The organism is Nicoletella semolina (assembly GCF_004345745.1).
Taxonomy (GTDB): domain Bacteria; phylum Pseudomonadota; class Gammaproteobacteria; order Enterobacterales; family Pasteurellaceae; genus Nicoletella; species Nicoletella semolina.
On sequence record NZ_SLXJ01000004.1, the window covers coordinates 1 to 26894 of the forward strand.

The following is a 26894-nucleotide window of genomic DNA, read 5'->3' on the forward strand; positions in this document are numbered from 1 at the left end:
AGCCGTGATTATCAAGTCGAGTTTGACCTGTTGAGACAGAATCAAGGGAGATATTACGGTTAAGGGTGATTTCAACGGTGTTATCTTTTGCTTTGGTGGTGATATTGCTATCACCGTTTAGGCTGAGTGTGCTACCAAGTTTTTGGGATTGAGTGTTACCATTGTCAGCAGCAAAGGTTAAGCCTTGGTTATTGACGGTCGTGTGGGCATCGACGCCTTTTTCAATATCGTTTTTGGTTGTATCAGCCAAATCAATTTGATAGTCAGTCACCAGTGTACCGTCTACTTTTTCAGGCTTTGCTTTATCGACAGTGAGAGCAGGAGCAGCAGAGACTGTGGAGGCGGTGATTTTTTCAATAATGGTTTTAGCGATAGAATATAGCTGGCTACCGTTAATTGCATCAGTAGATTGTTCAGAGACTTCACCTGGCGCCACAAATTTAAGCTGGCGTGTGAAGTCAGGGCGACCAAATGAGACGATGTGTCCACTGTTTTTGATAGCACCAAAGAAGTTGTTGAAGGTGTAGTCGTCAATTTTAGCGTTATTGATTGCTTTTGCATCAGTGGTAGAGGAATATGCTCCGATAGCAACAGAATGTTTTAATGTTGCTTGAGCATTATAACCAATCGCAGAGGCGTAGTCGGATTGAGCAGTTGCTCTTCCTCCAAGAGCAAGTACGCCAATGCCATTGCCAGAAGTACGAGAGCCTAAGAGTACGCCATCTGTGCTATTACCTTGAAGATGAGCAAAGGAACCAATAGCGATAGAGTTAAAACTATTTAAGCTGTTTCGAGCATCATAACCAAAGACAAGTGATCGATATGCATTAGCTTGGGCATAACTACCCAAAGCGATGGCATCAATGTAAGAAAAGGTATTTTGCCCGAAAGAGAGTGAGTTTCTATAAGCAAAAGCAAATTTACCGATGGCAATTGCATCATTATGAACAGCCATGGTACCACGTCCTAGGACAATGGTATCACGGTCTAATGCTTTTGCATTACGACCAGCTGCGATAGCGTCTTGTTTATCGGCAAGAGCGTTATAACCAAAAGCCATCGCGTAGTTTGAATAGGCTTTTGCACGGCTACCAAGAGCGATAATGCTATTTCCATTACCCGTAGTAAAGTCCCCTAAGAGAACACCGCCTTTACCTTGGCCTTGAAGATTAGCAAATGAACCAATAACAACGGATCTTCTATTATCTGAACCATTAAAAGCATTGTATCCTAAAACAATAGAACGGTATGCATTAGCTTGAGCGTAGCTCCCTAAAGCGATGGAATCTGTGTAGGAAAATGTACTTGTACCGAATGCAAGGGAACTTCTGTAAGAAAAGGCATCCTTACCGATTGCGATAGCGTTATAATAATTCGACACAGCACCATTACCCAATGAAATAGTGCCACTATACAGTGATCTAGAAGAGTAGCCAATTGCGATAGTATTATGATCAGCTGCACCAGAATTATGGCCAAGAGCGATGGCGTTATTGCCATATGTGTATGATTCTTGACCAATAGCTATGGCGTTATTCCCATTTTCACCCGCATTCGATTCATCTCCTAGTGCAATAGAATTATTTTGTGCATAGGAAGATAATCCATATGCTATATCACTTTGTCTAATAGTTGTACCTGCTTTATTACCATTATTTGGTGTTGATTGTGCATTTGATGATGAAATTATTGATAAAATTGCAAAAATAGCTAAAGAAATAGGATTGATTAGTTTAGAAGGCGAGGAGAGAATACTGGACTGACTGACTGACTGACTGACTGACTGACTGACTGACTGACTGACTGACTGACTGACTGACTGACTGACTGACGTTTATCTACGGAGGTTGTCGATTTTACTGCACAACGGGCGAGTTCAGAGACAACGACCCAAGATTGGCTTGCCGAATGAAAAACGACCTTAAATATTTTATTCATAGGGGTTTCCTTAATATTAAATAACATTGAAAATACTGAATGGCACTTGGCACTTGGCACTTGGCACTTGGCACTTGGCACTTGGCACTTGGCATTATAATGTATTTTGTGTAGAAAATAGAATAGAAAAATAAGAAAAACGCTATAAAAACAAACCGCCCTAAAAGTTTTTGGGGGGCGGTTTTGAATCAATAAGTTGTTTATAACTATCTAGAGGTGAGTATATTTGCCAATGTTTTTATACCAATTCCTGTCGCACCCACTGCCCATAAATCATTGGCTGTTTTACGAAACGTCGCAGAACAGTCAATATGTAGCCATTGTTGTTGATAGTTTTCAACAAAATAAGATAAAAATGCGACCGCTACACTTGCACCTGCTGGTGTAGGAATTGTGCCAGTATTTGCAATATCAGCAAAATTAGAGCGAATTTGTGAACGATGGAAATGATCAAATGGTAGTCGCCAAAATAGCTCATTTTCTTTTTTGGCCGCATCAAGAAGCTCTTTGACCAACTGATCGTCCATAGAAAGTACAGAGTGGTAGTCATTACCTACTGCAACCTTCGCCGCTCCTGTTAAAGTTGCACAATCAATGATTAATTGAGGTTTTTGTTTATCGGCATCAATTAAGCCATCAGCTAAGACTAAACGCCCTTCTGCATCGGTATTCAACACTTCTGCCGTCACGCCATTTCGATAAGTAATAATATCACCGAGTCTAAATGCATTGCTGCTAATCATATTTTCTGCACAGCACAGATATAGTTTAACACGTTGTTTTAAGCCACGCGCAATCGCAAGCCCCAACGAACTTGTTGCCAATGCTGCACCGCCCATATCTGCACGCATTGTAGACATACCTTCACTGCTTTTAATGCTATACCCACCCGTATCAAAAGTGATTCCTTTGCCCACTAAACAAGCTAGTACAGGAGCTTCTGATTGCCCAGTTGGATTAAAATCAAGTTGTAACATTGCAGGAGGATTTGCCGAGCCTCGTCCAACTGTCCAAATACCGTGATAACCTTTTTCTTTTAATGCCTCTCCAGAAATAATTTCAAATGAAACCTTACCTTCGCCAGCATACTTATCTGCCTGTTGTTGAATAAATTCTGTCGCTCTTTGAGCTAATATTTCAGGGGTAAGTGTTTCAGCGTGTTCGTTAATTAAATTGCGAGCAAAAACTGAACAAGCTAAACGTGCATCAAATTCCGCTTGATCGCAGCCTAAGCTTGGAAAAATAACATTACCTGCATTTTTTACACTGATAAAGCCCTGTTGGAATGCCCAGCATTGCTCTATTCCCCACCCTTCACCAACAAGCTCTACTTCACTAATGCCTTGCCCCTTAATTTTACGAGCTGCTTTTTGAATGGTATTAAGCTCATCTTGTTGAAGGTGAATTTGGATAGTTGAATTGTCTGCGGAAATAATGGCACTTTTCCCCCAAGCTTTAGGGGCAGGTTGTTGAGAAAGTGTAATTTTCATTGTTGTCATAGGAAATCCTTATTAATTTATAGATAAAAGCGGTCATATTCTAACAATTTTTTGCAAAATTATCTTTTTTGGGGAATAAAAAAGCTGAATTATCAACGATTATTCCGAATGTTGTTTTAACAATTCAACGCAACTAAGGCTGCTTATCATCAAGTTGTAAAGGCAAGATTAAGCTTAGTGGGCGTTGTTTTAAAATTTGTTTTATGGATTTGGCAATATTGCTCCAGCTTTGAATTTCTGTACCTAGGGAACGCAATGCTATCCAAAGAGTGAGAGAGAAACTCACAATTAGGTTGATAGAGCCAATCATTAGTACAAAAATGAGGTATTGCAAAAAGACGGCTATCGGTAAATCACCACTTATTCCAGCATAACCAAGATTGGCTGAAGAGAGAGCGACGTGTCGAACATCAAGCGGCAGTCCTGTTAGGTAGCCTATTATGCTTGTGAGACCTAACATAAAGCCAAAGCAGGTATTCCCCATTATTGAGCCGAAGTTTTGGTGTATGTACTCAGCGAAACGTTCACGAGTAGAGTCGGACATTATTCGTTTTAGTAGTGGGTGTTCACGCAATCGCATTCTGATATTGAGGTAATTGCATCGGTTATCGAAATAGCCTGAAATGATCCCTGCACAAAATAGCCAAATACCTGCTATGGCAGCAAACCAGAGGGTGCCTTTGGTTGGATTAAGACTGTTTAATTGGTAATCAATTTCGGATTGGCTTAAAAACGGTGTGCCAGTGTAATAGCTATAGATTAAGGCAACCAATGCCGACAGGCTAGCTGCAACGGAGATGTTGCCCAATACGGCAGCACTTTGTGAACGGAATACATCAATTAGCAGTTGAGCTAGCTTCATTTCGAGTGCTCGTCCTTGTGGTGTTTTTTTGACAGCTTCTGCAAATCGAGAAGCGGTCATTGCAGGCTGTTTGGTTGCAACGGTGAAATGCAACATAAAAATGATGATAAAACCAAGACTATAGTTAAGTGATTCTGCTAGCCCTTTCCAAATTTCATTTTCTATCGTGCTACCGATGTAAACTTTAATCAATGCCATTAAAGCGATAAATATACCGCCAGCCGCCGCAGAGTAGAACATATTGAAGTACTCTTTTTTGGTACGGGTAATGTAATGTTCTCCGTGATCGCTAGTATTTTGTGTAATGCTGCGTGCTAACATTTTTACACTTTGCTTCCATAGTTTAGATACGCTGTGCTGGTTAGCGGAAGCTGTGGCGAGATCTTTTGTGAGTAATAAAATGCGGCGAGGCAGAAAGCGATTGGACTCAAATACGCTCATTAAACGTGCAAGACGAGTTAATGTTTGTTTGAGGCGTTCAAGCAGATAGGCTGCATCAAGAGATGATCCTTTGGTAGAACCTTTCTTTTGTAACCGTTCAATCAGCTTTTCACATTGTGTAAACATCACGTGGAGATGGTTACTGTCAAATGTTTGGTTATGCTGTTGTGCATATAGCCAGTTTGTAACTTCACGTTGCAGTGCGACAAATGGACTATCACGTTCTAGGAGCTGCGGATCAAGACGCATTAATTCAGGTTCGATATCTTCTGCGGCAATCCAAATCGCTAGCATTTCGATGGCAAATAAGCCTTCGTAACGTAGGTGGTTATTTACCGTTTCACGATCATGTTCAGTGGTGTGGCGTCGAAGTAGATTTAATAGCATATCCCATTGTCGAGTTGGGATACTATTAAGCCAATGTGTATCATTTTTGTCGTGAAATAGGAGGAAGAAAATATCACGTAAGTCATTTACGTTTTTAAATGATGGATTCATTTTTTCATAAATGCGATTGCGTAGTTCTCGCCCAAAGCCTGCACGTCCAAGAATGCCACAACTGATAAAGAGTGGGTAAAGTCGCATACCGCAAAACCAGTCGCATAATTGACTTGCGAGCTGTTTCCCAAGCGATTTATTGGTTTTTAAAAGTCGAATAATAAATTGTACTCGAGCAGAAATTTCACTTTCTGGGCTGTTTCGTAACCATTCACAAAGTGTATTAAGCAGTTCAAATATTTGGTTGTTCGCTAATTTTGCTTCAATAAAGCTGATTACGTCAGTGGTATGGTGAATTTGCATTTTTGTTTTCAAAATAGCTCCTAAGACCTAAGAAGTAGTGCTTAAATGGTTATTGTTGCCACATCATAAAACCGATACGGTGATTTGCAAAGATACGGCGTTTGAGACGGTGAATGCGTAAAATACGCCGAGCTTTGTTACTACTAAGGCGTTTAACTTTCTGTTTTAATTTGCGTTTTCTACGTAACATTTGTGTTCCTTTGTACAATTTTGTTCAATGTTATAGATATTTTATTTTGTTTCTTGAGATATTTGTTCTTTAATGCGTAAATGTTGAGTGAGAATATTGTAATAGCGGCGAATATTTTCCACATATTGAAAAGCCTCAAAGCCACGAGCATAGCCATATTTTAATTGTGTATAGTAGCGTTTTTCCGCCAGTAGAGGGAGATTTCTTTTTACATCTAACCAATTATTAGGATCGCCTCCCAATTGTCGAGTAAGACGGCGAGCATCAAGCAAATGTCCCATTCCCATATTGTACGCGGCAAGCCCAAACCAAATGCGATCTTCGGGCAAGATAGATTGCGGTAGCTGGCTCATTAATAGATGCAAATATTCCGATCCTGCTTGAATGCTTTGTGCAGCATCGGTACGATCGGTAATGTTCATTCTTGCAGCTGTATCACGGGTAAGCATCATTATGCCACGAACGCCTGTTGGAGACGTAGCATTTGGATCCCAATGAGATTCCTGATAAGCAATTGCAGCCAGCATTAGCCAATCTAGATTTCCTTGATATTTCTCAAATAGAGATTGATATTGAGGTAATGTTGATTCTATTGAGCGTAAGAATGTTTGAGTATCGACATAATCGAAACGGTTTAGGTGGTTAAAATATTTTTCTTCAATGCGTGCAAGTAAGCCTGTTTCGTGGACTTGGTTCATAAAGGCTAGCACAGCACCTTGCAGTTCACTGTATCCATTATTGGGTAGATACCAAACAACGGGTACTTCGTCGGTTAAATCAAACCCAATGGCAATATCAGGTTTAATATGTTGAGCGGCTGAAACATCAACCGAAACCGCTACAGTATAAGGAATCGTGCCATCAGCAACTTTAAATAATAGCTCTTCTTGGGTGAATTGCCCTGCAACCTTCCAGTTTAATTTGGGATATTTCTTTTGTAGCTGTTGTAAAATAGGGATTACAGCAGAACCTGTAGGAACGACTAACTCCGATTGTAGTTCCTCTAACTTGTATGGACGTTGTGTTCCTTTGCGATATACAACCTGCCAAGAGGCAGAATAATACTTAGGACCAATATTAAATTGCTGTGCTTGTTCTGTTTGATAAAGTAAACCTGCAGCAGCAATATCAATTTGATTGCTCTTTAATGCTGAAAATAATTCCTCACTGGTTTTGAAAGATTTAATTTTAAGATCAACTTGCATAAAATCAGCAAAAGCACTCGTAAGATCATACTCAATCCCTGTAGTACCGTCATTGCCAATGAAATAGAACAGAGGGTGATTAATCATACCAACTTTGACTATTTTACGTTGTTGTATCTGTGTGTAACGATTTTCCTCTGCTTGCATAGCTTGCTGCCAAGGCGAGACCATATCCCAAGCCCATAGCAAGAGTGCGATACTGATGACTAATCGAATGATTAAACCTTTCACTTTGTTTATCTCTCTGATTTGCTTTTTCTCTGAATAGAAGGATTATAATAGAAATCGATATAACTAAGCCCTTATCAAACCATTTTCTCTTTATCAAAGAAGGAATAAGGGATATTCATCAATAAACCAATTCAATGATTGCAATTATTTTGTGAAATCTGACCGCTCGCAAGCGGTTCATTACACATCATTTTTTGCAATTTATTGATTTTTGAACAGTTTATTGCTCACTAAAACTTGTGCATTATTCAGGTAAAAAACCACCACTTTGGTGAGCCCAAAGTTTAGCATACACACCATTTAGTTTAAGCAATTCCTCGTGTGAACCTTGCTCAACAATTTCGCCTTTATCCAACACAATTAATCTATCCATTGCCATAATCGTTGATAAACGATGAGCAATTGCCACAACTGTTTTTCCCTTCATTAACTCAGTTAGATTTTCTTGAATTGCTCCCTCAACTTCCGAATCCAACGCACTGGTTGCTTCATCAAGCAGCAAAATTGGAGCATCTTTTAACATCACTCGTGCAATGGCGATTCTTTGGCGTTGTCCACCCGATAGCTTGACACCACGCTCACCAACGTGAGCATCAAACCCAACTCTGCCTTTTGCATCTTGTAGATGAGGAATAAAATCAACAGCTGCCGCACGCACAACAGCTTGTTGCATTTCTTCCTCTGTAGCCGTTGGGCGACCATACATCAAATTTTCTCGTACAGAACGATGTAGTAGAGAAGTATCTTGGGTTACTAACCCAATTTGTGAACGGAGGCTTTCTTGTGTAATTTCATTGATATTTTGTCCGTCTATGCGGATACTTCCTTTTTGAATATCATAAAAGCGTAATAACAAGTTGGTAAGTGTTGATTTTCCAGCTCCACTTCGTCCAACGAGCCCCACTTTCTCGCCTGAACGAATAGTGAGTTCAAAGTTTTTAAGGAGAGGCTTATTCGGATCATAGGCAAAATCAACATTCTCAAATTTGATTTCGCCCTGACTGACGATAAGCGGTTTCGCAAGCGGTTTATCTACAACAGTATGCGGTTTGGAAAGCGTTCCCATTCCATCTTGTACCGTACCTAGATTTTCAAATAGACCTGCAAATTGCCACATAATCCATTGTGATAAGCCCTTTACTCGTAATGCCAAAGCAGTTGATGTTGCAATGGCTCCTGCACTTGCCTCACCAATAGACCAAAGCCATAAGCCAATACCTGCAGTAGAGAGAATTAATACAATACTGGTAAAATAAGTTAAAGTTTCAATGGTTGTTACTAAACGCATTTGTTTATGTACGGTAACCATAAACTCTTCCATTGATTCCTTGGCATAACGTGATTCACGATTGTCGTGAGAAAATAGCTTAACCGTTGCGATGTTAGAGTAAGCATCAGTAATACGCCCTGTCATTAAACTACGAGCATCGGATTGTTCTTGAGCTGCTTTAGATAATTTAGGTACAAAAATAGCGATGATTAAGGCTAATGAAATAACCCACGCAATAAAAGGCAAAAAGAGCCAACCATCTAGCTGAAATAAAATAATACTCGCAGTGGTAAAATACACCAGCGTATAAACTAGCATATCCGCACAAGTCATAATGACATCTCGCACAGCCAAAGCAGATTGCATTACTTTAGCCGAGACACGCCCTGCAAATTCATCTTGGTAAAAGCTCATACTTTGTCCAAGCATCAAACGATGAAAATTCCAACGCAATCGCATTGGAAACACACCTTGCAAACTTTGGAAACGAACAAGACTCCCCAAATGCACAAACAGCACACTTGATAAAGCGACCAAAAACATTGCAACAATCGACCAGCCTTTTTCACGCCATAGCTCCGCAGGAGAATAATGATTGAACCAATCAACTAATTCACCCACATATTGAAAAAGTAACGCCTCAACTACGCCAATGCCTGCCACAAAAATGATCAGCAACAGCAAATAAAATCGAATACCTTTTGTTGCATCAAGAATAAAGGGAATTAACCCTGCTTTCGGCGTGCGAGGAGGATCATTGGGGTAAGGTTCGACACGTCTTTCAAACCACTCAAAATATTTCTTAAACATTATTCACCGCTCCTAAAAATAAAAGGACATTAATGATTTATGTCATAACGTCCTATATATTTTATTCTTCAATATAGATTAGATTAAAAAATAATTGTATGGGCGTACTGCACACGCCCTCTCAAGTCTTCCTCCCACTCCTGTAACGCACTTACTGAATAATAGGTGAGAAAGGTAAAGCAGGGTAAAAATTTTTAGCTTATTTTACTGCCTGAATGGGGTTATTTGTTCAAAATTTTATTTAATTCTGCACTGACTGCTTCAACAGATTGCGTGCCGTCTAAACGGTGATAAACGGTGTTACCAGCTTCGGCTTCAGCTGTGTAATAAGCAATCAACGGTTTAGTTTGTTGATGATAAATTGATAAGCGATCTAATACCGTTTCTGGTTTGTCATCTGGGCGAATAATCAAATCTTCGCCTGTAACATCATCTTTGCCTTCAATCTTAGGCGGGTTGTATACAGTATGATAAGTTCGACCTGATGGCTGGTGTACACGGCGACCGCTCATTCGTTCAACAATTACTTCATCAGATACATCAAATTCCAGCACAAAATCAATTTTTACATTCGCTTCTTTCAATGCATCAGCCTGAGGAATAGTACGAGGAAAGCCATCAAGTAAAAAACCTTTTGCACAATCTGGTTGCGAGATACGAGCTTTAACTAATGCAACGGTCAATTCATCAGGAACTAATTTGCCTTCGTCCATCAATGCTTTTGCTTGTTTGCCTAATTCTGTTCCTTCTTTTATTGCTGCTCGGAACATATCGCCAGTAGAAATTTGCGGTATGCCGAATTTGTTCATAATAAATTGAGCTTGCGTACCTTTACCAGCACCTGGTGCACCTAATAAAATAATTTTCATAATAACCTCATCTTTATTCAATTGTTAAAATAAATAGTGAAAAGAAAACGAGCTACCTTAGCGATAACTGCGTTAAATTGCAAATGTAATGCCTATATTAGTTTGTTTTAGGTACTATTAGGCACTTTGATAACCGTTTGGATTATTTTTTTGCCAATTCCAAGTATCTTTCATCATTTGAGTGAGATTTCGTTCAGTCTTCCAACCCAATTTTTCGAGTGCTTTTTGTGGTGCAGAATAGCAAATAGGAATATCACCTGCACGCCGTTCAACGAGCTTATAAGGTACGCTAATACCATTGGCCGTTTCAAATGCTTTTAACATATCTAGCACAGAATAGCCCACTCCTGTACCAAGATTATAAACGTGGAAACCTGCATCACCTTGATGTTTTTCTAACGCTTTTAAATGCCCAACGGCAAGATCCACAACGTGAATATAATCACGCACACCTGTACCGTCGTGTGTATCGTAGTCGCTTCCAAAGATGGAAAGTTGCTCCAATTTTCCGACCGCTACTTGGCTAATATAAGGCAATAAATTATTAGGTATACCATTTGGATCTTCGCCGATTAGTCCACTTTCGTGAGCTCCAACAGGATTAAAATAACGCAATACCACGGCACTGAACGTAGAATAAGCCCTAACCGTATCCGCTAATATTTGTTCAACCATATATTTTGAACCGCCATAAGGGCTAGTAATATTGCCCACAGGACAATTTTCTGTAATTGGGATTTCCTGTGGATCGCCATAAACCGTTGCCGATGAACTAAATACCAAATTATGAACACCGGCTTTAAGCATTTCTTCTACGAGTATAATTGAGCCTGTAACATTATTTTGGTAGTAATGAAGTGGTTTTTTAACACTCTCACCTACGGCTTTTAGACCTGCAAAATGAATAACAGAATCAATGGTATTTTGTGCAAAGATTTTTCGTAGCATCTCTCGATCTAAAATATCACCCTGATAAAATTTTATTGATGTTCCTGCGATCTTTTGCACTCGATCTAAGGAAATTGGCGAAGCATTCGATAAATTATCTAATACTACAATCTCTTTGTTAGCATTTAATAATTCAACAACAGTATGTGAGCCAATGTAGCCTGCTCCTCCAGTCACTAAAATTGCCATTTCAATGCTCCTTAATAGTTAATTTAATCGTGAATTCTAAAATTAGAACTTATATCCTCGGTGTAAAGCTACGATGCCCGCACTTAAGTTATAGTAATCGACTTGCTCAAATCCTGCTGCTTCCATCATTAACTTTAAATCTTCTTGTTTTGGGTGCATTCGAATAGATTCTGCAAGGTATCGATAGCTTTCACTGTCATTAACGACAATTTCGCCTACTTTTGGCAGAATATTAAAAGAATAAAAATGATAAAGCTGGCTAATAGGAGCAATAACAGGTTTTGAAAATTCCAAGACTAATAGACGCCCACCTGGTTTTAGCACACGAAACATTGAACGCAACGCCTTATCTTTATCTGTTACATTACGCAGCCCAAAACTGATAACAATACAATCAAAACTATTCTCAGCAAAAGGTAAGGATTCTGCATTTGCTTGAACATAGCTGACATTGCTGACTACACCTAAATTACGCAATTTTTCACGTCCAACTTCAAGCATTGAACGGTTAATATCCGCTAAAACCACTTCTCCAGTCTGCCCAACAATACGAGAAAATTTAGCGGTAAAATCGCCTGTACCTCCCGCTAAATCAAGCACTTTCTGTCCTTTACGAACGCCACTGCAATCTACTGTAAAACGCTTCCATAATCGATGAATACCAAAAGAGAGCAGATCATTCATTAAATCATATTTATCCGCCACACTGTGAAAAACATTTGCAACGAGCTGTTGCTTTTGCTCTTTAGCGACCATTTTAAAACCAAAATGGGTTGTGGTTTGTCCATCGGTAACCTTTGATTGATGGGAAGAAACGCTCGACGGACAGGTTGCATTTAGCTCAAATTGAGAAGATGAGGTATCTTGACACATAATAAAAAATCTCACATAAAATTTGATATACCATAACAAAAAAGCGGTCTGATTTCCTTAATATTTTGCAAAATCTGCTAAGATAGCCTCTAGTCTAAGATGGGAGCCAAACACAAAAACCTGATGAAAGAGGAAAACAGAATGAGAACGGTTATTTTTTATTTAACTCAAGACGGTCAGACAGAAAAAATCGCTTATAAAATTGCTGCAGAATTAGGAAATTGCAAGCTCGTTTCACTTCGAGAGCAGCCCAACTTTCCCCATGAAGAACTGCTTGAATTTGACAAAATTGTGATCGGTGCATCAATCCGATATGGACGCTTTGATCCTTTACTGGAAAAATTTATCGCCCAACACCAAGGCTTATTGAATCAGAAAAGTTCTGCATTTTTTAGCGTTAATCTGACCGCTCGCAAAAGTAATCGTAACACACCTAAAACCAATACCTATACTCGTAAACTACTCGCTCGTATTCAATGGCAACCTTCTTTAATTGCCGTGATTGCAGGAGCATTGCGTTATCCTCGCTACCATTGGTTTGATCGAATAATGATTCAATTTATTATGAAAATCACTGGCGGTGAAACAGATACACAAAAAGAGGTAGAGTATACGGATTGGCAACAAGTGGCTACGTTTTCAGAACAGATTAGCCAGCTTCCTTGATTACCAAACAAAATAGAGGGAGCTGGGAGAAGTATACTAGACGTAAATCAGATTAAAAGCATTATACATTTTTGAGCCATATATTATAATTATGCGACTATTTTTGATAGGTATTTACTATTAGGGGAAAAATATGAGTATTTTAAAAGAGTTTCGTGAATTTGCAGTAAAAGGTAATGTCGTTGATTTAGCCGTTGGTGTGATCATCGGCGGTGCATTTGGTAAAATCGTCTCATCACTGGTCAATGACATTATTATGCCACCGATCGGCTGGCTAATTGATGGAGTTGATTTTAAAGATCTTGCGATTGTTATCCAAGAAAAGCAAGGCGAAGCCGAAGCTGTATTACTCAAATACGGTGCATTTATCCAAAATGTCTTTGACTTCTTAATTATTGCTGCAGCGGTATTTGCAATGGTAAAATTGATTAATAACCTCAAAAAATCATCAGAGCCTGAAAAAGAAGAGCCGAAGCCAGTAGAACTTAGTACTGAAGAACAGTTGCTTACTGAAATTCGTGATTTACTAAAAAAGAGTAATTAAAAACAGCAAGTTGCGATAAGAATAAGTGATTTCACCTCTTTGCTCTCAGTTCATCTGGGAGCAAATTGTGTGGGGGCAAACTCATTTATCATCAGAAAAGTGGCTACTGGCTAAAAGCGATCAGGTAAATTTTTTAGCATTTCGCCCCAAATTTTAGTAGTGTGTTGGCGGTTTTCTACCATATACTGGTGAGCAAGCTGTGGATCTTTATTGGCACAAGCCGACAATAGCTTATGATAAAACTGGCGAGTAACTTGACGAGCTTCAGCATCGCTGAAAAAGAGAGTTGCGACTTGGTGATAAAGTGCTTTAAAACTATTAAGAATAAGACCATAAATCGGCTTTTCTGCCACAAAAGTGAATCGGCGATAAAGTTGATAATCAAATTCCGCAAAAGCGATTGCACTATCTTCGAGAGAGCCAAGATCTGCAAATAATTTTTCGCAGGCTTTGGAATCGAAACGCACCGCTTCTGGAATGTAATATTCTGCCATTCTAGTGCGTAAAGAAACAACATTGGCAATAATCATTGGTTGGGACGCTTTATCAAGCCGAATTAAGGTACTGATAATATTAGGGCCACCTGTTTCCCAAATATCATTCACTTTCGTCGCTTTACCGTGCTGAATACTTAACCAACCATCTCGTGCTAAACGGTGCAGAACTTCCCTTAATGTAGTTCGAGTAATGCCAATGATTCGAGCCATTTCCCTTTCTGAAGGCAAATCCGAACCCGCAACAAAATGCTTATTCCAAATACTTTTGACAATGTACTCCTCCGCCAATGCCGCAGGGCTTTGTGAGGTTAAAAGATTAGATTTATCCATTGTTATATTCCGTTATTCTGTTCAATTAAGGGGAAAAATTGTATAAAAAACACAAAAGTGTGATGTGGTTATCAAAAATGACACTCTTTTTCTAGAACTTTATCAGTTTATATTATCGTTCAATCTAAACTATATTACAATCAAGCTAGGTTTTTCTATGTTTTTATCTTGGAGTGAACTAATATGAGCAACATAACTGGCTTGTTTAAAAATTTTCTAGGTTGTACCCCACGATGGTACAAGCTCTGCATTTTAGCATTTTTGGTAATAAATCCTGTTATTTATTTTTTGGTTAGTCCCTTTGTTGCAGGCTGGTTATTGGTTGCAGAATTTATTTTTACGTTGGCGATGGCATTAAAATGTTACCCTCTTCAACCAGGTGGATTATTAGCGATTGAAGCTGTAGCCATTGGAATGACTAGTCCACACCATATTAAACAGGAAATTCTAGCTAATTTTGAAGTTTTACTGTTATTGATGTTTATGGTGGCGGGTATCTATTTTATGAAGCAATTGCTACTCTATATTTTTACCAAGCTCATTATTTTTATTCATTCTAAAAAAATGCTCTCGTTGGCATTTTGTTTAAGTTCCGCATTTCTTTCTGCATTTTTAGATGCTCTAACTGTGATTGCAGTTATTATTAGTGTAGGACTTGGATTTTATGGGGTTTATCATAAAGTTGCCTCAAGCAATAGTATTGAAGATTCAACCGATGTTAGTAATGACAACAAAATAGTGATCAAAAAACAAGTGCTAGAACAATTTCGTGGTTTCCTTCGTAGCTTATTGATGCACGCTGGTGTGGGGAGTGCTTTAGGTGGCGTAATGACCATGGTCGGTGAGCCACAAAATTTAATTATTGCAGAACAGGCTCAATGGGGATTTAGTGAATTTTTCCTACGGGTTTCCCCTGTTAGTTTGATTGTATTGATATGCGGTGCCACCACTTGTTTTCTCGTTGAAAAATACAAAGTTTTTGGCTATGGCGATCGCTTGCCATTGGCTGTGTGGGCGGTATTGGCTCGTTATAACATTCAAGAAGAACAAAAGATGACGAAGCAAGACCGCCTAAAATTAGTAGTACAAGCAATCGCAGGTATATGGCTAATTATCGGTTTAGCTCTACATTTAGCTGATGTGGGGCTAATAGGTTTAACCATTATTATTATTTGTACAGCATTTTGTGGCATTACTGATGAACACGCATTAGGGAAATCATTTCAAGAATCACTGCCTTTTACCGCTCTATTAATGGTCTTTTTCTCTATCGTTGCTGTGATTGTTGATTTAAAGCTATTTGATCCGATTATTCAATTCGTTTTAGAGGCTGAACAAGAATCACAGCTTGCCCTATTTTATGTATTTAATGGCTTGCTTTCTGCTATTTCAGATAACGTTTTTGTTGGAACCGTGTATATCAATGAAGCGAAAAGTGCTTTGCTGTCTGGTGCATTAAGTCGTGAGCAATTTGATTTGGTTGCGGTCTCTATTAATACAGGTACTAACTTACCTTCGGTTGCAACACCAAACGGTCAAGCGGCATTTTTATTCTTATTAACCTCATCATTTGCCCCCTTAATCCGTCTCTCTTATGGTAGAATGGTTTATATGGCATTACCGTACACTATAGTGCTATCCATAGTTGGGTTTTTAGCAATTGAGTTTTTACTCACTCCACTGACCACACTAATGATTGATTGGGGTTGGTTAATTACTCGCTAATCTTAATGATAAAAGATGAGAGGTGAGAACTGTATGTTTAGGTATTTTAAAACGCTGTCATTACAACGTAAGAGTTGGGTGATATTCGCATTCAGTGCCATTGCATTAGAGGCAGCGGCACTCTATTTTCAGCACGGAATGGGATTGAAGCCTTGTGTAATGTGCATTTACGAGCGATTGGCACTGTTCGCCATTGTTTTTTCAGGACTATTGGGAATAATTGCTCCTCGCACTGCACTGATCCGCTGGCTAGCCTTATTGTTGGGGGTATTTGGTGCAATCAAAGGGCTCTTGTTAGCCATAAAACATACTGATTACCAGCTTAACCCAGCCCCTTGGAATCAATGTTCTCCATTTGTCGATTTTCCTGAAACATTACCATTAAATCAATGGCTGCCCGCTATTTTTGAAGCAGGCGGTGATTGCAGCCAAATTACTTGGTCGTTTTTATCGCTCACAATGCCACAGTGGTTAATTATCATTTTTGCGTTTTATACTCTATTGCTCATATTAGTAATATTTAGTCAGTTTATACCTATCCAAAAACGCAAACGTGGATTATTCCATTAATGAACAAGCGGTGAATTTTTGATATTTTTTCGGTATTAGGTAGTAGTTGCACAAAGATTGAACTAAGTTTTTCTGCTACATTTTTCTTACCTCATTGTAATTTAACGGTAAGAAAAAATGAATGCGTTAGAAAAATTATTGATTGAAGAAATCTCCCTTGCAGAACAAGAAAGGGCTGAATTTGAAGCCAAGATAAAGGGGTTAAATCAGAAAATCTTAGACTATTGAACTGCACTAAATCACACAAGAGATTCAGATTTTTCATTAAGCAAGAAATCTCGCAATGTCCGTTTTCAGTCGTCTCCACGTCAATTAGTGGCACATATCCTTAAAAAGCAACCTGAAAAATGGTTTCATATGAATGAAATCACCCTTTAGCCTTTCCAAACATTATCTGATGACGTGCTGAGTCATTTACTGGTGACATCATTGAAAATAGTTAAATTATCCAGTTTACGAGCATCTTCACGATAGGCGACTTCATTGGCATAGTTATCAAGATACACGTTGCTCATTTTGTGAACTTGTCCGTAATACATACGTTTAAAGCGAGCGAAATAGCTTTCGGCAAGGTTGTTGGTAATGCCCTCATCGCTACGATATTCACGTTGATGGTTTACTCGTTGTAGGTCGTAATTCACCATGAGTTCATCATAAGCTGACTTTTCGTCCGCATGAATACGACTGTTTGGCTCAATGTACGTTTGAGCTAATTTCTTCACTGTTTCGGTGTTCTCTGAGAGAATAGGTGCACCCACTAATTGCGGGAACGTGATGGTTTTCTTTGCACCGACTAATTGCGGATTAGAAGATGTTTCCTGCTCTGAATAACGCTCACGCATCACTAATACTGCACGTTTATTTGGATTGGCATTTTCTTTTAAACGTCTATCTACACGTTCTGTTTTCTTATTCTTTGGGCGTGGAGCGGAATGCATGTAAGTACCATCAATATGGATTTCGCCTGATAATGGGAAAAGTTCACGCTGTACAATCAGACTTTCTCGGATTTTATGTGATAAAGTGAAAGCGGTTTTGTACTGCACGTTTAAATCTCGAGAGAGCTGACAAGCTGAAATACCTTTTACCGCATTCACAAACAAAGCAATAGCGAATAAATAGGTTTGAATCGGTAACTTGTGATTCGCAAAAATTGTCCCTGACGTAATGCTAAAGGTATGTTTACAATATTTGCATCGCCACTGTTTGCGAGTAGAGATAAAGTAGGCTCGATGTTGTACACCGCATTTAGGGCAAACTTGTTCTGTTTCACTTCTCCAGCGTAATTCATGCAATAAAGAAAATGCATCTGCATCAGATAGGCGAGCTATCTTAAGTGGACTTAATTTTCTTGCAAAGCTAGATAACAAAAAACTTTGTGCCATATAAATGGTTTTACCTAAAAAGATGTTTCTGATAATATGTATTAAAATTACCCAAATGAATAATTTTACAAATCAAAATTTATCACAATGAGAAATAAAAGTCAATATGGAGTTACTCATTTGAATATTTCAGAACGATTAAATCAGCTTATTGAGCTTAATCAGTTTACAATCAAAGATTTTGCAGAACGCTGTGATATCCCTTATCGCTCAATGTACAACTATGTACGTAGTAAGCGAGAACCTAATTTAGAAGCTCTTTCTAAAATGAGCAAAACATTTAATGTCGATCTAAATTGGTTGATTTTGGGAGAAGGAGAAATACTGAAAGGTATATCAAAAGAATCATTTTCAGCCGAAGAAAATCAACTAATCACTCACTATCGCTTAATGCCTAATCTTGTACAAAAAACAATGAAAACAGCGTTTAAGGCGATTTCAACTGAAAAATTTTAGAGAATTTTTATTATGAGCCAAAATAAACTTCTATCTACTTTAAAAACTGCTCTGCATTCTTGCAACGGTATTTGGGCTAATGATGACAAAACAGAATTAGCATTTAATTTACTACTAGATAAATTGGAAAAGCACGATGTAGAGACAATGGCAGCACTGTTAAGTAACTCAGATTTAAAACGCCATTTTTTTACCGAGATCGCTGGGGCGTTAGTATTTAAGAAAGCTGATTTTCAATTTTTCTTGTCACAAAACAAAATCAGCCACTCATACACCCGATACAAGAACCGCATAGGTTTAACAGACGGCAGTCGTTTCTTAAAAGACAGTACTGATATAGTGTTGGATTTTCCGTTTAAAGATTGTGTGTTAAACGGTGGACAGAGTTCAGAAGAAGGTGATGAGGCTTATTTTGAATGCAATAAGGACGCTCAGCTGAGCTCAGCTCAATTGTACACTAAAAAATCCCGAAAACGCCAAGAAATTTTCTTTAATCAAGTGTTAGCGTTCGATGAAATCGACCGCTTACTCGATCCGAAAGCCCTTTCAAATTTCTCTCGCTATACTCAAAACGGCAAACAATCTGTGGGAATACTCAAACGCCATTCAGACGGCACACTTGCTGAAAATCTAATTATCAAAGGCAATAATTTAGTGGCTTTACATACTCTTCTTGCTACGAAGTTTAAAGGCAAAGTAAAGTTGATTTATATTGATGTTCCATTCAATACAGGTAACGACTCATTTAGTTATAACGATAAATTTAACCGTTCTACTTGGCTTACCTTTATGAAAAACCGCATCAATACAGCCAAGAAATTATTAGCTGATAATGGTGTTATTTTTGTGCATTGTGATTATAACGAAGATGGGTATTTACGTGTTTTATTAGATGAAATTTTTAATGAAGATAATTTTGTCGCAAACATTGCTGTTCGATCATCTACTCCAAGTGGAACAAAAACGGCACATAAAGATAAAAAGCTTATTAAGCAAAAAGATACCATTCTATTTTATAAAAATAATAGTATAAACTTAAAGCCTCAATATTCAGCACGAGAAACATGGGATACACATTATAGTCTTTTTCTAATCAATGAAAATGGCACATATAAATTCCGAAAGTTAATTGATGTTCTGAAAGAAAATGGTTTTTCTTATAACAGCTTAGATGAAATAGATCCTAGAAATGAAAAGATAAGAAAGTTTATCGTAGAAAATAAAAATAACATAGGTCGATTACAATCTCATAAAAATAAAGAACTAGATAATTTAAGTAGAAAAGAATATAAAAATGAGATTTATGAACATGTTATTGATGGAAAATCTGTAGGGTTATATTTTAATGGTCAAGTTTTTACCCCTATATCACAAGGGTTAAAGAAAATTATCGTTGGTAAAACATTGAAAGAGTATTGGTCTATTTTAGTTTGTGATTTTTGGGAAGATATAGATTTCCAAAATACCCAAAATGAAGGAGGAATAAGTTTTCCAACAGGTAAAAAACCAGAAGCTTTATTACACAGAATTATTGATATGACAACCAAAGAAGGGGATATTGTTTTAGACTATCATCTTGGCTCTGGTACAACCGCTGCTGTTGCCCACAAAATGGGGCGTCAATATATTGGCATTGAGCAAATGGATTATATTGAAACGCTTGCGGTGGAACGTTTAAAAAAACTGATTGACGGCGAAGAAGGCGGTATTTCAAAGGCGGTAAACTGGCTAGGTGGCGGTGATTTTGTTTACTGCGAACTCACCGCCTTTAATAAAACTGCAAAAGATTTAATCTTGGCTTGTGAAGATTTTGACAGCTTAAAAACCTTGTTTAATGAGCTATGCGAACGCTATTTCTTAAAATATACATTAAGCATTAAAGAATTTACCGACATTATGCAAGAAACGGAATTTCAAGCCTTATCGCTTGATGAACAAAAACAGATGATGTTAGAAATGTTGGATTTAAACCAACTTTATGTAAATGTTAGCGATATGGCAGATAGCCAATTTGATGATGTGTTATCTGACGAAGACAAGGCTTTAACCCAGCAGTTTTACGGAGAGCAATAATGGAAAAGACCTTATTTGATGCGATTGAAAACGAACGTAAAGCAGTTAAAAAATACAAACCTGAATTATTGGAAATACCTGAATTTGTGTCTAATAACTTAAAATTTAATTTTTTTGACTGGCAAAAAGCCGCTCTTGAAAACTTTTTGATTTTTGACCGCACTTCAGAGCTAGATGATTTCCCTGATTTAAAAAATAAGCCAACGCATTTGTTGTTTCATATGGCAACAGGTGCAGGCAAAACGATGATGATGGCAGCCTTAATGCTATATTACTATGAAAAAGGCTATCGTCATTTCCTATTTTTTGTGAATCAAAATAATATTGTAGATAAAACAGAAAACAATTTTGTGGATTCATCGCACCACAAATTTTTGTTTACACCAAAGATCTTGCAGGGCGACAAAGTCATTCCAATTAAAAAAGTGGAAACGTTTAACGAATTTTCAGACGGTATTGAAATTAAATTTACCACCATTCAAAAATTATATAACGACATTCATACCGAACGTGAAAACCAAACCACGTTGGCGGATTTGCATAAACTGGATATCGTTATGCTTGGCGATGAAGCTCATCATTTAAATGCACAAACTAAAAGCAAAAAACAAATACCGCTGGATTTAAATACAAAATTAAGCGGTAAAGCAAGTTCGGACGAAGTTGAACGTAAAGGTTGGGAGCATATGGTATTGGAGTTGCTACTCAATAAAAACGGTAATACAAGCAAAAATGTGTTACTAGAATTTACTGCAACTTTACCTGAAAATGATGACGTAGCGAAAAAATATGCCGACAAAATCATCGCTAAATTTGCATTAAAAGAATTTTTACAAGCAGGCTATACCAAACAGATCAACCTTGTTTCATCAAAATTGGCGAAAAAAGAGCGTGTATTCCATGCTTTATTATTTGCTTGGTATCGTCATCAAATTGCGATTCAATACGGCATTGCCAATTTCAAGCCTGTTATGCTGTTTCGTAGTAAAACCATTGATGATTCTTGGGCTGATTATCAAACATTCTTACAATGGGTAGAAAATGCGGATCATCAAGATTTTAATTTTTTAACTATGCTAATCCCTAATTTGAACGATGGTGGTACAGAAAATGAACAAGGTAAAACTCGCACAGAGCAAGCCTTGCAGTTTATGCGTGAACATAATTTTACTATGTTACATTTAGTAAATTGGCTAAAGGAAAATTATCAACCACATAATGTAATTATTACTAACTCGCAAACTAACCAAAGTAAAAGCGAAAAAACCGATGTAGATACAGAAAAACTTTTAAATAATTTAGAAGCTGCGGATAATCCGATTCGAGCAATTTTTACTGTTGAACGCTTAACGGAAGGTTGGGACGTGTTGAATTTGTTTGATATTGTTCGTTTGTATGAAGGACAAAATGGAGGTGGTTCAAATAAAAAGACGGGTAAAACAGCAACCGCAACGGTATCAGAAAAGCAGCTAATCGGACGTGGTGTTCGATATTTCCCGTTTGTTTTTGAAGACAAATTGCCAAATAAACGCAAGTTTGACGGCGTAGAGCACGAACTAAAAATCTTGGAAGAGCTGTTTTATTATACCTTTGATGAGCAATCTCGCTACATTTCCGAACTGAAAGCTGAATTGCGAAAAGACGGCTATATCCCTGAAGATACGGATAGAATTAAGGTGCGTTTTGCGATTAAGCCTGAACTGGCACAGAACGAAAGTTTTAAAAATCTATTAATTTGGTCGAATAAAAAAGTGCCGAATCCAAATGCCAAAGCCAATAATGCAGATAGTTTAAGGGCATTAAATCAACCTTTAAGCATTACGGTTCACAGTAATGGATTGTTACAAGAAACACAGTTTAATACTGATGAACTGAATCAGTTAGGTATGGAAAACAATCACTCAAAAACCTTAACTATTGGCGAGATTGAACAACATATTTTTGATAAAGCTATTCATATTAAAGGTAAAAATAGCAATTCTTTGTTCCATTTTGACCGCTTGCAAGAAAAACTAGGCATTAAAAGCCGCCGAGAGTTGCAAACGGATTTGATGCAAGATTGGAAAGTGGAATTTTTAGGATTGGACAGCAATCTTACCATTTCGCCATATGAAAAATTAAAGGCTTGTTTGATAGCACTAGAAACCGCAGAACAGCATTTAAAACAAAGTGATACGCCATTCATCGGTACAAAAGAATTTACCGCAAAAACCTTATGGGAAATTTTTGGACAGCCTAAAGAAAAATGGGTCAGTAAAGATACAGTTAAAACTGAAGTAGCAAAACCTGAATGGTATGCTGTGGATAATTTTGCAGGCACGGATTTGGAAGCGAGCCTAGTTCAATTTGTGAAAGAAAGAATGGGAAATTGGGAGAGTAAATACGATTTCCATCTATTACGAAATGAAGAAGTATTAAAATTAAGCAATTTTGATAATGGTGAGGGTTTTATGCCTGATTTTATTTTATTACTCAAAGATAAGACAAAAACAACGCTAAACAACATCAATGCTTGTTTGCATTATCAAATTTTCATTGAACCAAAAGGTGCACATTTAACAGAAAAAGACCAATGGAAAGAGAATTTTCTGCAAACTATCACGGCAGAGTATGGTAAGGATAAAATTATCCAAAAAGATACCCCTTATTATAGGCTAATTGGCTTACCATTTTACACAGAGAAGTCTTCTGATTTTATAGATAAATTTAATGGAATTTATGTGGAATAAATTATATTAATGCCATTAATCATTGATGAACATCTACAATTTGCCAATGAACCATTTATTTATATTTAGCCTAGCTTCTTTCAAAGAAGCATAGCGAACCATATAGGCGTAGAACCCTTTTATTAGGCGACTATTTGGGGTTTGCAACTCATTTATTAAAGTCCACGTATTTCTTGTGGCAGTACGGTATTCAAGGCAAAACGCTTTGAGCCGACCTGAAAATTCAGGTGGGCGATTTTTTATGTCTAGCGTTTGGCTTTGAGTACCTTGTACACACAAGGAATACTTATGGCACAGCATTATCTGCTTTCAAACAAATCTAAAAATTTAAATCTCAAACAAATCTTTCGTTTAAGTGAAGATGAAGCCTTTCAACTTTTAAAAAACAACCGCTGGGGAAATTCTAACGATATTACGGACGTAGTATGTCCACATTGCGGAATCCGCCACAATGCTTATTTTCTTCAATCTCGTAAACGTTGGTGTTGCAAACATTGCCAACGCCACTTCTATATTACGACTAATACAGCATTTGCTTTTCATAAATTGCCTTTCGTTGATATTTTGGCAGCCATTTTATTATTTGCGAATGAAGTTAAAGGGATTTCGGCAATAACAATGAGCCGTCATCTTAATATCAGCTATAAGACAGCATTTGTCCTTTGCCATAAACTGCGTGAATCCCTATTCAAAACTCGTGATTTAACGCCATTGCAAGGGGAAATTCACGAAGACGGTGCGTGGATTAATTTCAAATTACGTCCAACTAACTTCGCTAAAAACGCCCATAAACAGAAACAAAAAGCCGATAAAAAAGGACGGAAATTTCCAAAATTCAGACCGACTAAACGTTGTATCATTAGCTTAAATCAACGTGCTTCTAATGATGAAAATCTATGGGGTTCAAATAGAACCATCGTGGCAATGGACTATACTGAAAATGCCAAGACTGTTTTGGCATTAAATCATCAATTCGTGAAACAAGGTAGCGATATTATGTGTGATGAAAATGCAGCCTATGAAGGTTTGGATTTCCATTACACTCGCTGGAGTGTGAATCATAAAGAATGTTACAGTGCAAAAGGTATCAACAACAATTTAGCTGAATCCTTTAACGCTCGTTTCCGTGATTTACATCGTGGCGTTCACCACAAATGCGACAATAAATATGCTCTACACTATGCTAGCCAAGCCGCCTTTATGTCGGATAACCGCCAAAAACCTAATGGCGACCTATTTAGTGATATTCTCAAACGTTGTCTATGGGTATTACCATTAAGGGAATGGGTAGGTTATTGGCAGGTAATCATCGCACGCAAGAACTAATTGGAATGAGTGCATTTAGCCTTGAAGAAATTTCCCAAATCTACTTCAAAAATCTCAATGAGATGATGAACTATGAACTTGCGGCTTAACTTTTAATCGTAAAATAACATTTCGATTCGTATCAGAGAAAGTGGCTTATCTTTTCAAGGTTGAGCGGATTGGCTACGTTTGCAGTAAGGAAATTTTACTGCGGTTAAGATTGCGTTTTGGGTTTTGTGCATTGCTATCTTTCGTTAATTCCTATCTAAATCCCTCAATTTCCGCTACAATTATGCCTATTTTTAGTTATCACGGTGAAAAAATGTCAATTCAGCAACGAAAAATGTTAGTTACTTGTGCCTTGCCTTATGCCAATGGCGCAATACATTTAGGGCATATGCTTGAACATATTCAAGCGGATATTTGGGTACGATTCCAACGTATGCGTGGACATCAGGTCTATTTTGTCTGTGCCGATGATGCACATGGCACACCAATTATGTTAAATGCAGACAAATTGGGCATTACCCCTGAAGCACTGATTGAAAAAGCCAAAGCAGATCATATTGCTGATTTCGCAGGATTTAACATCAGTTTTGATCATTACCATTCAACGCACAGTGTAGAAAACAAACGATTTACGACAGAAATTTATCAAACACTGAAAGCAAATGGCTTTATCAAAAGTCGTGTTATTTCACAATTATTTGATCCCGAAAAGTTAATGTTTTTACCCGATCGTTTTGTCAAAGGGATCTGTCCGAAATGCCAAGCGGCGGATCAATATGGCGATAATTGTGAGGTTTGTGCTTCAACCTATAGCCCAATGGATTTGATTAACCCTCGTTCTGCGATTTCAGGGGCAACGCCTATTGTCAAAGAATCAGAGCATTTTTTCTTTGATTTGCCTAATTTTGAAACGATGTTGCGTGCTTGGATTCGTTCAGGATCGCTCCAAACAGAAATTGCTAATAAAATGCAAGAGTGGTTAGACAACGGTTTACAGCAGTGGGATATTAGCCGTGATGCCCCTTATTTTGGTTTTGAAATTCCTGATGCAGAAAATAAATTCTTTTATGTTTGGCTTGATGCCCCTATTGGCTACATGGCGTCATTTAAACATTTGTGCGATAAACAAAATATCTGTTTTGATGAATTTTGGGTTAAAAACTCTGATGCGGAACTTTACCACTTTATTGGCAAAGATATTGTCTATTTCCACAGCTTATTCTGGCCTGCAATGCTAGAGGGTAGTGGCTATCGCAAACCAACGAATGTATTCGCTCACGGTTACGTTACTGTAGATGGACAGAAAATGTCCAAGTCTAGAGGGACATTTATTCAAGCAAGTACCTATTTAAAGCATCTTGATCCTGAATGTTTACGCTATTACTATGCCGCCAAATTGAATGATCGCATTGAAGATTTGGATTTCAATCTTGATGATTTCGTGTTGCGAGTAAATAGTGATATTGTGAATAAACTGGTCAATTTAGCCTCTCGCACCGCAGGATTTATCACCAAACGCTTCAATGGGCTGCTAGCAAGCGAACTGGAAGACTCGGTGCTATTTGCAGAAATCATTGCACAATCGGAAACGATTGCCAGCTATTATGAAAACCGAGAATTTAACAAAGCAATCCGAGAAATAATGGCACTGACTGACAAAGCAAATAAGTACATTGACGAAAAAGCTCCTTGGATTATCGCAAAGCAAGAAGGCAAAGAAAGCGAGTTGCAAGCAGTCTGCTCAATGGGTCTAGAACTTTTTAGAGTATTGATGAGTTATCTTAAACCTGTAATGCCTGACTTAGCGAAGCGAGCTGAATCGTTCCTACAAACCGAATTACGTTGGGATAATTTAGATACGCCATTGTTTAACCATACTATTGCACCATTTAAATCATTGTTCTCTCGCCTAGAGAAAAAGCAAATTGATGCAATCATAGAAGAAACCAAAGCTATTTTTGCAACAAACAACGAAAAAACAGAGAAAAATATGGATAAAAATAATACAGAAGCTGCAAAAAAATCAGTAGATTCGACCGCTTGTAAGACGACTATTGAGCCAATTGCACCTGAGATTACGATTGATGAATTTGCGAAATTGGATTTGCGTGTAGCAAAAGTGCTGAAATGTGAAGCGGTTGCGAAATCAGAGAAGTTATTACGCTTTGAGCTGGACTTGGGCGACCACACACGCCAAGTATTTTCTGGTATTAAAGCGGCTTATAACCAGCCTGAAGAATTAGAAGGGCGTTATGTGATTATGGTTGCTAATCTTGCTGCTCGTAAAATGTCTTTTGGTTTATCCGAGGGAATGATCCTTTCCGCTGGAACGGGAGGGGCTAATCTATTTTTATTATCCGCAGACTCAGGTGTAACTGCTGGAATGCAAGTAAAATAAAAAACATAGGCATATCGTCATCCTTATTGTGTAATGCAGTAAGGATTTTTTCATTACAAAAAATGTAAAATAATAAGGAGA

19 protein-coding genes and 3 pseudogenes are annotated in these 26894 nt (G+C 37.8%); 9 read left to right on the forward strand and 13 right to left on the reverse strand.

The features are described from left to right. From EV693_RS03575 to ubiE, 11 genes and pseudogenes are all read right to left on the reverse strand, one after another. The coding region (locus tag EV693_RS03575) for a hypothetical protein (RefSeq protein WP_207906475.1) at window positions 1-1381 on the reverse strand (1381 nt) is incomplete at its 3' end. Between the two features lie 51 nt (window positions 1382-1432). Next, window positions 1433-1753: pseudogene (locus EV693_RS09745) on the reverse strand (hypothetical protein); the annotation flags it as partial. Further along, window positions 1729-1938 carry an ESPR domain-containing protein gene (locus EV693_RS03585; protein WP_165904868.1) on the reverse strand — a complete coding sequence of 70 codons (210 nt, stop codon included), beginning with the start codon at window positions 1936-1938 and terminating at the stop codon, window positions 1729-1731. The gene EV693_RS03585 and the pseudogene EV693_RS09745, both read right to left, overlap by 25 nt. A 206-nt stretch (window positions 1939-2144) precedes the next feature. Further along, on the reverse strand, window positions 2145-3428 hold the full coding sequence (gene pepB, locus EV693_RS03590; RefSeq protein ID WP_132501134.1) for an aminopeptidase PepB: 1284 nt from the start codon (window positions 3426-3428) through the stop codon (window positions 2145-2147). 142 nt (window positions 3429-3570) lie between these two features. Further along, window positions 3571-5541 carry a site-specific recombinase gene (locus tag EV693_RS03595; protein ID WP_132501135.1) on the reverse strand — a complete coding sequence of 657 codons (1971 nt, stop codon included), beginning with the start codon at window positions 5539-5541 and terminating at the stop codon, window positions 3571-3573. A gap of 49 nt (window positions 5542-5590) precedes the next feature. After that, window positions 5591-5731, reverse strand: a complete 141-nt coding sequence (locus EV693_RS09475) for a hypothetical protein (protein WP_165904869.1) — start codon at window positions 5729-5731, stop codon at window positions 5591-5593. Window positions 5732-5772: 41 nt separating this feature from the next. Beyond that, window positions 5773-7167 (reverse strand): membrane-bound lytic murein transglycosylase MltF, encoded by a 1395-nt coding sequence (mltF, locus tag EV693_RS03600; RefSeq protein ID WP_132501021.1) that lies wholly within the window; start codon window positions 7165-7167, stop codon window positions 5773-5775. Between the two features lie 244 nt (window positions 7168-7411). Next, entirely contained in the window at window positions 7412-9247 is a 1836-nt protein-coding gene (locus EV693_RS03605) for an ABC transporter ATP-binding protein (protein ID WP_132501022.1), read from the reverse strand. A gap of 221 nt (window positions 9248-9468) precedes the next feature. After that, the gene (adk, locus tag EV693_RS03610) at window positions 9469-10116 is read right to left on the reverse strand and encodes an adenylate kinase (protein ID WP_132501023.1); all 648 of its coding nucleotides are present in this window, start codon (window positions 10114-10116) and stop codon (window positions 9469-9471) included. Between the two features lie 117 nt (window positions 10117-10233). Continuing rightward, on the reverse strand, window positions 10234-11253 hold the full coding sequence (gene galE, locus EV693_RS03615; RefSeq protein WP_132501024.1) for a UDP-glucose 4-epimerase GalE: 1020 nt from the start codon (window positions 11251-11253) through the stop codon (window positions 10234-10236). 42 nt (window positions 11254-11295) lie between these two features. Next, window positions 11296-12126: a bifunctional demethylmenaquinone methyltransferase/2-methoxy-6-polyprenyl-1,4-benzoquinol methylase UbiE gene (gene ubiE / locus EV693_RS03620; protein WP_132501025.1), complete on the reverse strand. Its 831-nt coding sequence runs from the start codon at window positions 12124-12126 to the stop codon at window positions 11296-11298. A 141-nt stretch (window positions 12127-12267) separates the two neighbouring features. Between ubiE and hemG the strand changes: the two genes are divergently transcribed. Both hemG and mscL read left to right on the forward strand, forming a co-directional pair. Then, window positions 12268-12792, forward strand: a complete 525-nt coding sequence (hemG, locus tag EV693_RS03625) for a menaquinone-dependent protoporphyrinogen IX dehydrogenase (RefSeq protein WP_132501026.1) — start codon at window positions 12268-12270, stop codon at window positions 12790-12792. Window positions 12793-12925: 133 nt separating this feature from the next. Beyond that, on the forward strand, window positions 12926-13336 hold the full coding sequence (mscL, locus tag EV693_RS03630) for a large-conductance mechanosensitive channel protein MscL (protein WP_132501027.1): 411 nt from the start codon (window positions 12926-12928) through the stop codon (window positions 13334-13336). 110 nt (window positions 13337-13446) lie between these two features. Here mscL and fadR read toward each other — a convergent pair whose 3' ends face one another. Next, a complete protein-coding gene (gene fadR / locus EV693_RS03635) occupies window positions 13447-14163 on the reverse strand; it encodes a fatty acid metabolism transcriptional regulator FadR (RefSeq protein WP_132501028.1) in 717 nt (238 codons plus the stop codon). Window positions 14164-14346: 183 nt separating this feature from the next. Here fadR and nhaB point away from each other — a divergent pair, with 183 nt between their 5' ends. Both nhaB and dsbB read left to right on the forward strand, forming a co-directional pair. Next, on the forward strand, window positions 14347-15888 hold the full coding sequence (gene nhaB / locus EV693_RS03640) for a sodium/proton antiporter NhaB (RefSeq protein ID WP_132501029.1): 1542 nt from the start codon (window positions 14347-14349) through the stop codon (window positions 15886-15888). 33 nt (window positions 15889-15921) lie between these two features. Further along, on the forward strand, window positions 15922-16458 hold the full coding sequence (gene dsbB / locus EV693_RS03645; protein WP_132501030.1) for a disulfide bond formation protein DsbB: 537 nt from the start codon (window positions 15922-15924) through the stop codon (window positions 16456-16458). Window positions 16459-16871: 413 nt separating this feature from the next. On the opposite strand, the pseudogene EV693_RS03655 reads toward dsbB, so the two are convergent. Beyond that, window positions 16872-17843, reverse strand: a pseudogene (locus EV693_RS03655) (IS1595 family transposase); the annotation flags it as partial. Window positions 17844-17963: 120 nt separating this feature from the next. Here EV693_RS03655 and EV693_RS03660 point away from each other — a divergent pair. From EV693_RS03660 to metG, 5 genes and pseudogenes are all read left to right on the forward strand, one after another. Continuing rightward, on the forward strand, window positions 17964-18299 hold the full coding sequence (locus tag EV693_RS03660; protein WP_165904870.1) for a helix-turn-helix domain-containing protein: 336 nt from the start codon (window positions 17964-17966) through the stop codon (window positions 18297-18299). A 12-nt stretch (window positions 18300-18311) separates the two neighbouring features. Next, window positions 18312-20372, forward strand: a complete 2061-nt coding sequence (locus tag EV693_RS03665) for a site-specific DNA-methyltransferase (RefSeq protein ID WP_132501032.1) — start codon at window positions 18312-18314, stop codon at window positions 20370-20372. After that, on the forward strand, window positions 20372-23101 hold the full coding sequence (locus EV693_RS03670; RefSeq protein ID WP_132501033.1) for a DEAD/DEAH box helicase family protein: 2730 nt from the start codon (window positions 20372-20374) through the stop codon (window positions 23099-23101). The genes EV693_RS03665 and EV693_RS03670 overlap by 1 nt, the downstream gene beginning before the upstream one ends. A 288-nt stretch (window positions 23102-23389) precedes the next feature. Then, window positions 23390-24516: pseudogene (locus EV693_RS03675) on the forward strand (IS1595 family transposase). Window positions 24517-24728: 212 nt separating this feature from the next. Continuing rightward, window positions 24729-26813: a methionine--tRNA ligase gene (metG, locus tag EV693_RS03680; protein ID WP_132501034.1), complete on the forward strand. Its 2085-nt coding sequence runs from the start codon at window positions 24729-24731 to the stop codon at window positions 26811-26813. The last annotated feature ends 81 nt before the right edge of the window (window positions 26814-26894 follow it).

Bases quoted from the DNA above. Each gene is read 5' to 3' on its own strand.
- EV693_RS03585 (WP_165904868.1), bottom strand. From the start codon at position 1,938: ATGAATAAAATATTTAAGGTCGTTTTTCATTCGGCAAGCCAATCTTGG.
- pepB (WP_132501134.1), bottom strand. From the start codon at position 3,428: ATGAAAATTACACTTTCTCAACAACCTGCCCCTAAAGCTTGGGGGAAA.
- EV693_RS03595 (WP_132501135.1), bottom strand. From the start codon at position 5,541: ATGCAAATTCACCATACCACTGACGTAATCAGCTTTATTGAAGCAAAA.
- EV693_RS09475 (WP_165904869.1), bottom strand. From the start codon at position 5,731: ATGTTACGTAGAAAACGCAAATTAAAACAGAAAGTTAAACGCCTTAGT.
- EV693_RS03605 (WP_132501022.1), bottom strand. From the start codon at position 9,247: ATGTTTAAGAAATATTTTGAGTGGTTTGAAAGACGTGTCGAACCTTAC.
- adk (WP_132501023.1), bottom strand. From the start codon at position 10,116: ATGAAAATTATTTTATTAGGTGCACCAGGTGCTGGTAAAGGTACGCAA.
- galE (WP_132501024.1), bottom strand. From the start codon at position 11,253: ATGGCAATTTTAGTGACTGGAGGAGCAGGCTACATTGGCTCACATACT.
- ubiE (WP_132501025.1), bottom strand. From the start codon at position 12,126: ATGTGTCAAGATACCTCATCTTCTCAATTTGAGCTAAATGCAACCTGT.
- hemG (WP_132501026.1), top strand. From the start codon at position 12,268: ATGAGAACGGTTATTTTTTATTTAACTCAAGACGGTCAGACAGAAAAA.
- mscL (WP_132501027.1), top strand. From the start codon at position 12,926: ATGAGTATTTTAAAAGAGTTTCGTGAATTTGCAGTAAAAGGTAATGTC.
- fadR (WP_132501028.1), bottom strand. From the start codon at position 14,163: ATGGATAAATCTAATCTTTTAACCTCACAAAGCCCTGCGGCATTGGCG.
- nhaB (WP_132501029.1), top strand. From the start codon at position 14,347: ATGAGCAACATAACTGGCTTGTTTAAAAATTTTCTAGGTTGTACCCCA.
- dsbB (WP_132501030.1), top strand. From the start codon at position 15,922: ATGTTTAGGTATTTTAAAACGCTGTCATTACAACGTAAGAGTTGGGTG.
- EV693_RS03665 (WP_132501032.1), top strand. From the start codon at position 18,312: ATGAGCCAAAATAAACTTCTATCTACTTTAAAAACTGCTCTGCATTCT.
- EV693_RS03670 (WP_132501033.1), top strand. From the start codon at position 20,372: ATGGAAAAGACCTTATTTGATGCGATTGAAAACGAACGTAAAGCAGTT.
- metG (WP_132501034.1), top strand. From the start codon at position 24,729: ATGTCAATTCAGCAACGAAAAATGTTAGTTACTTGTGCCTTGCCTTAT.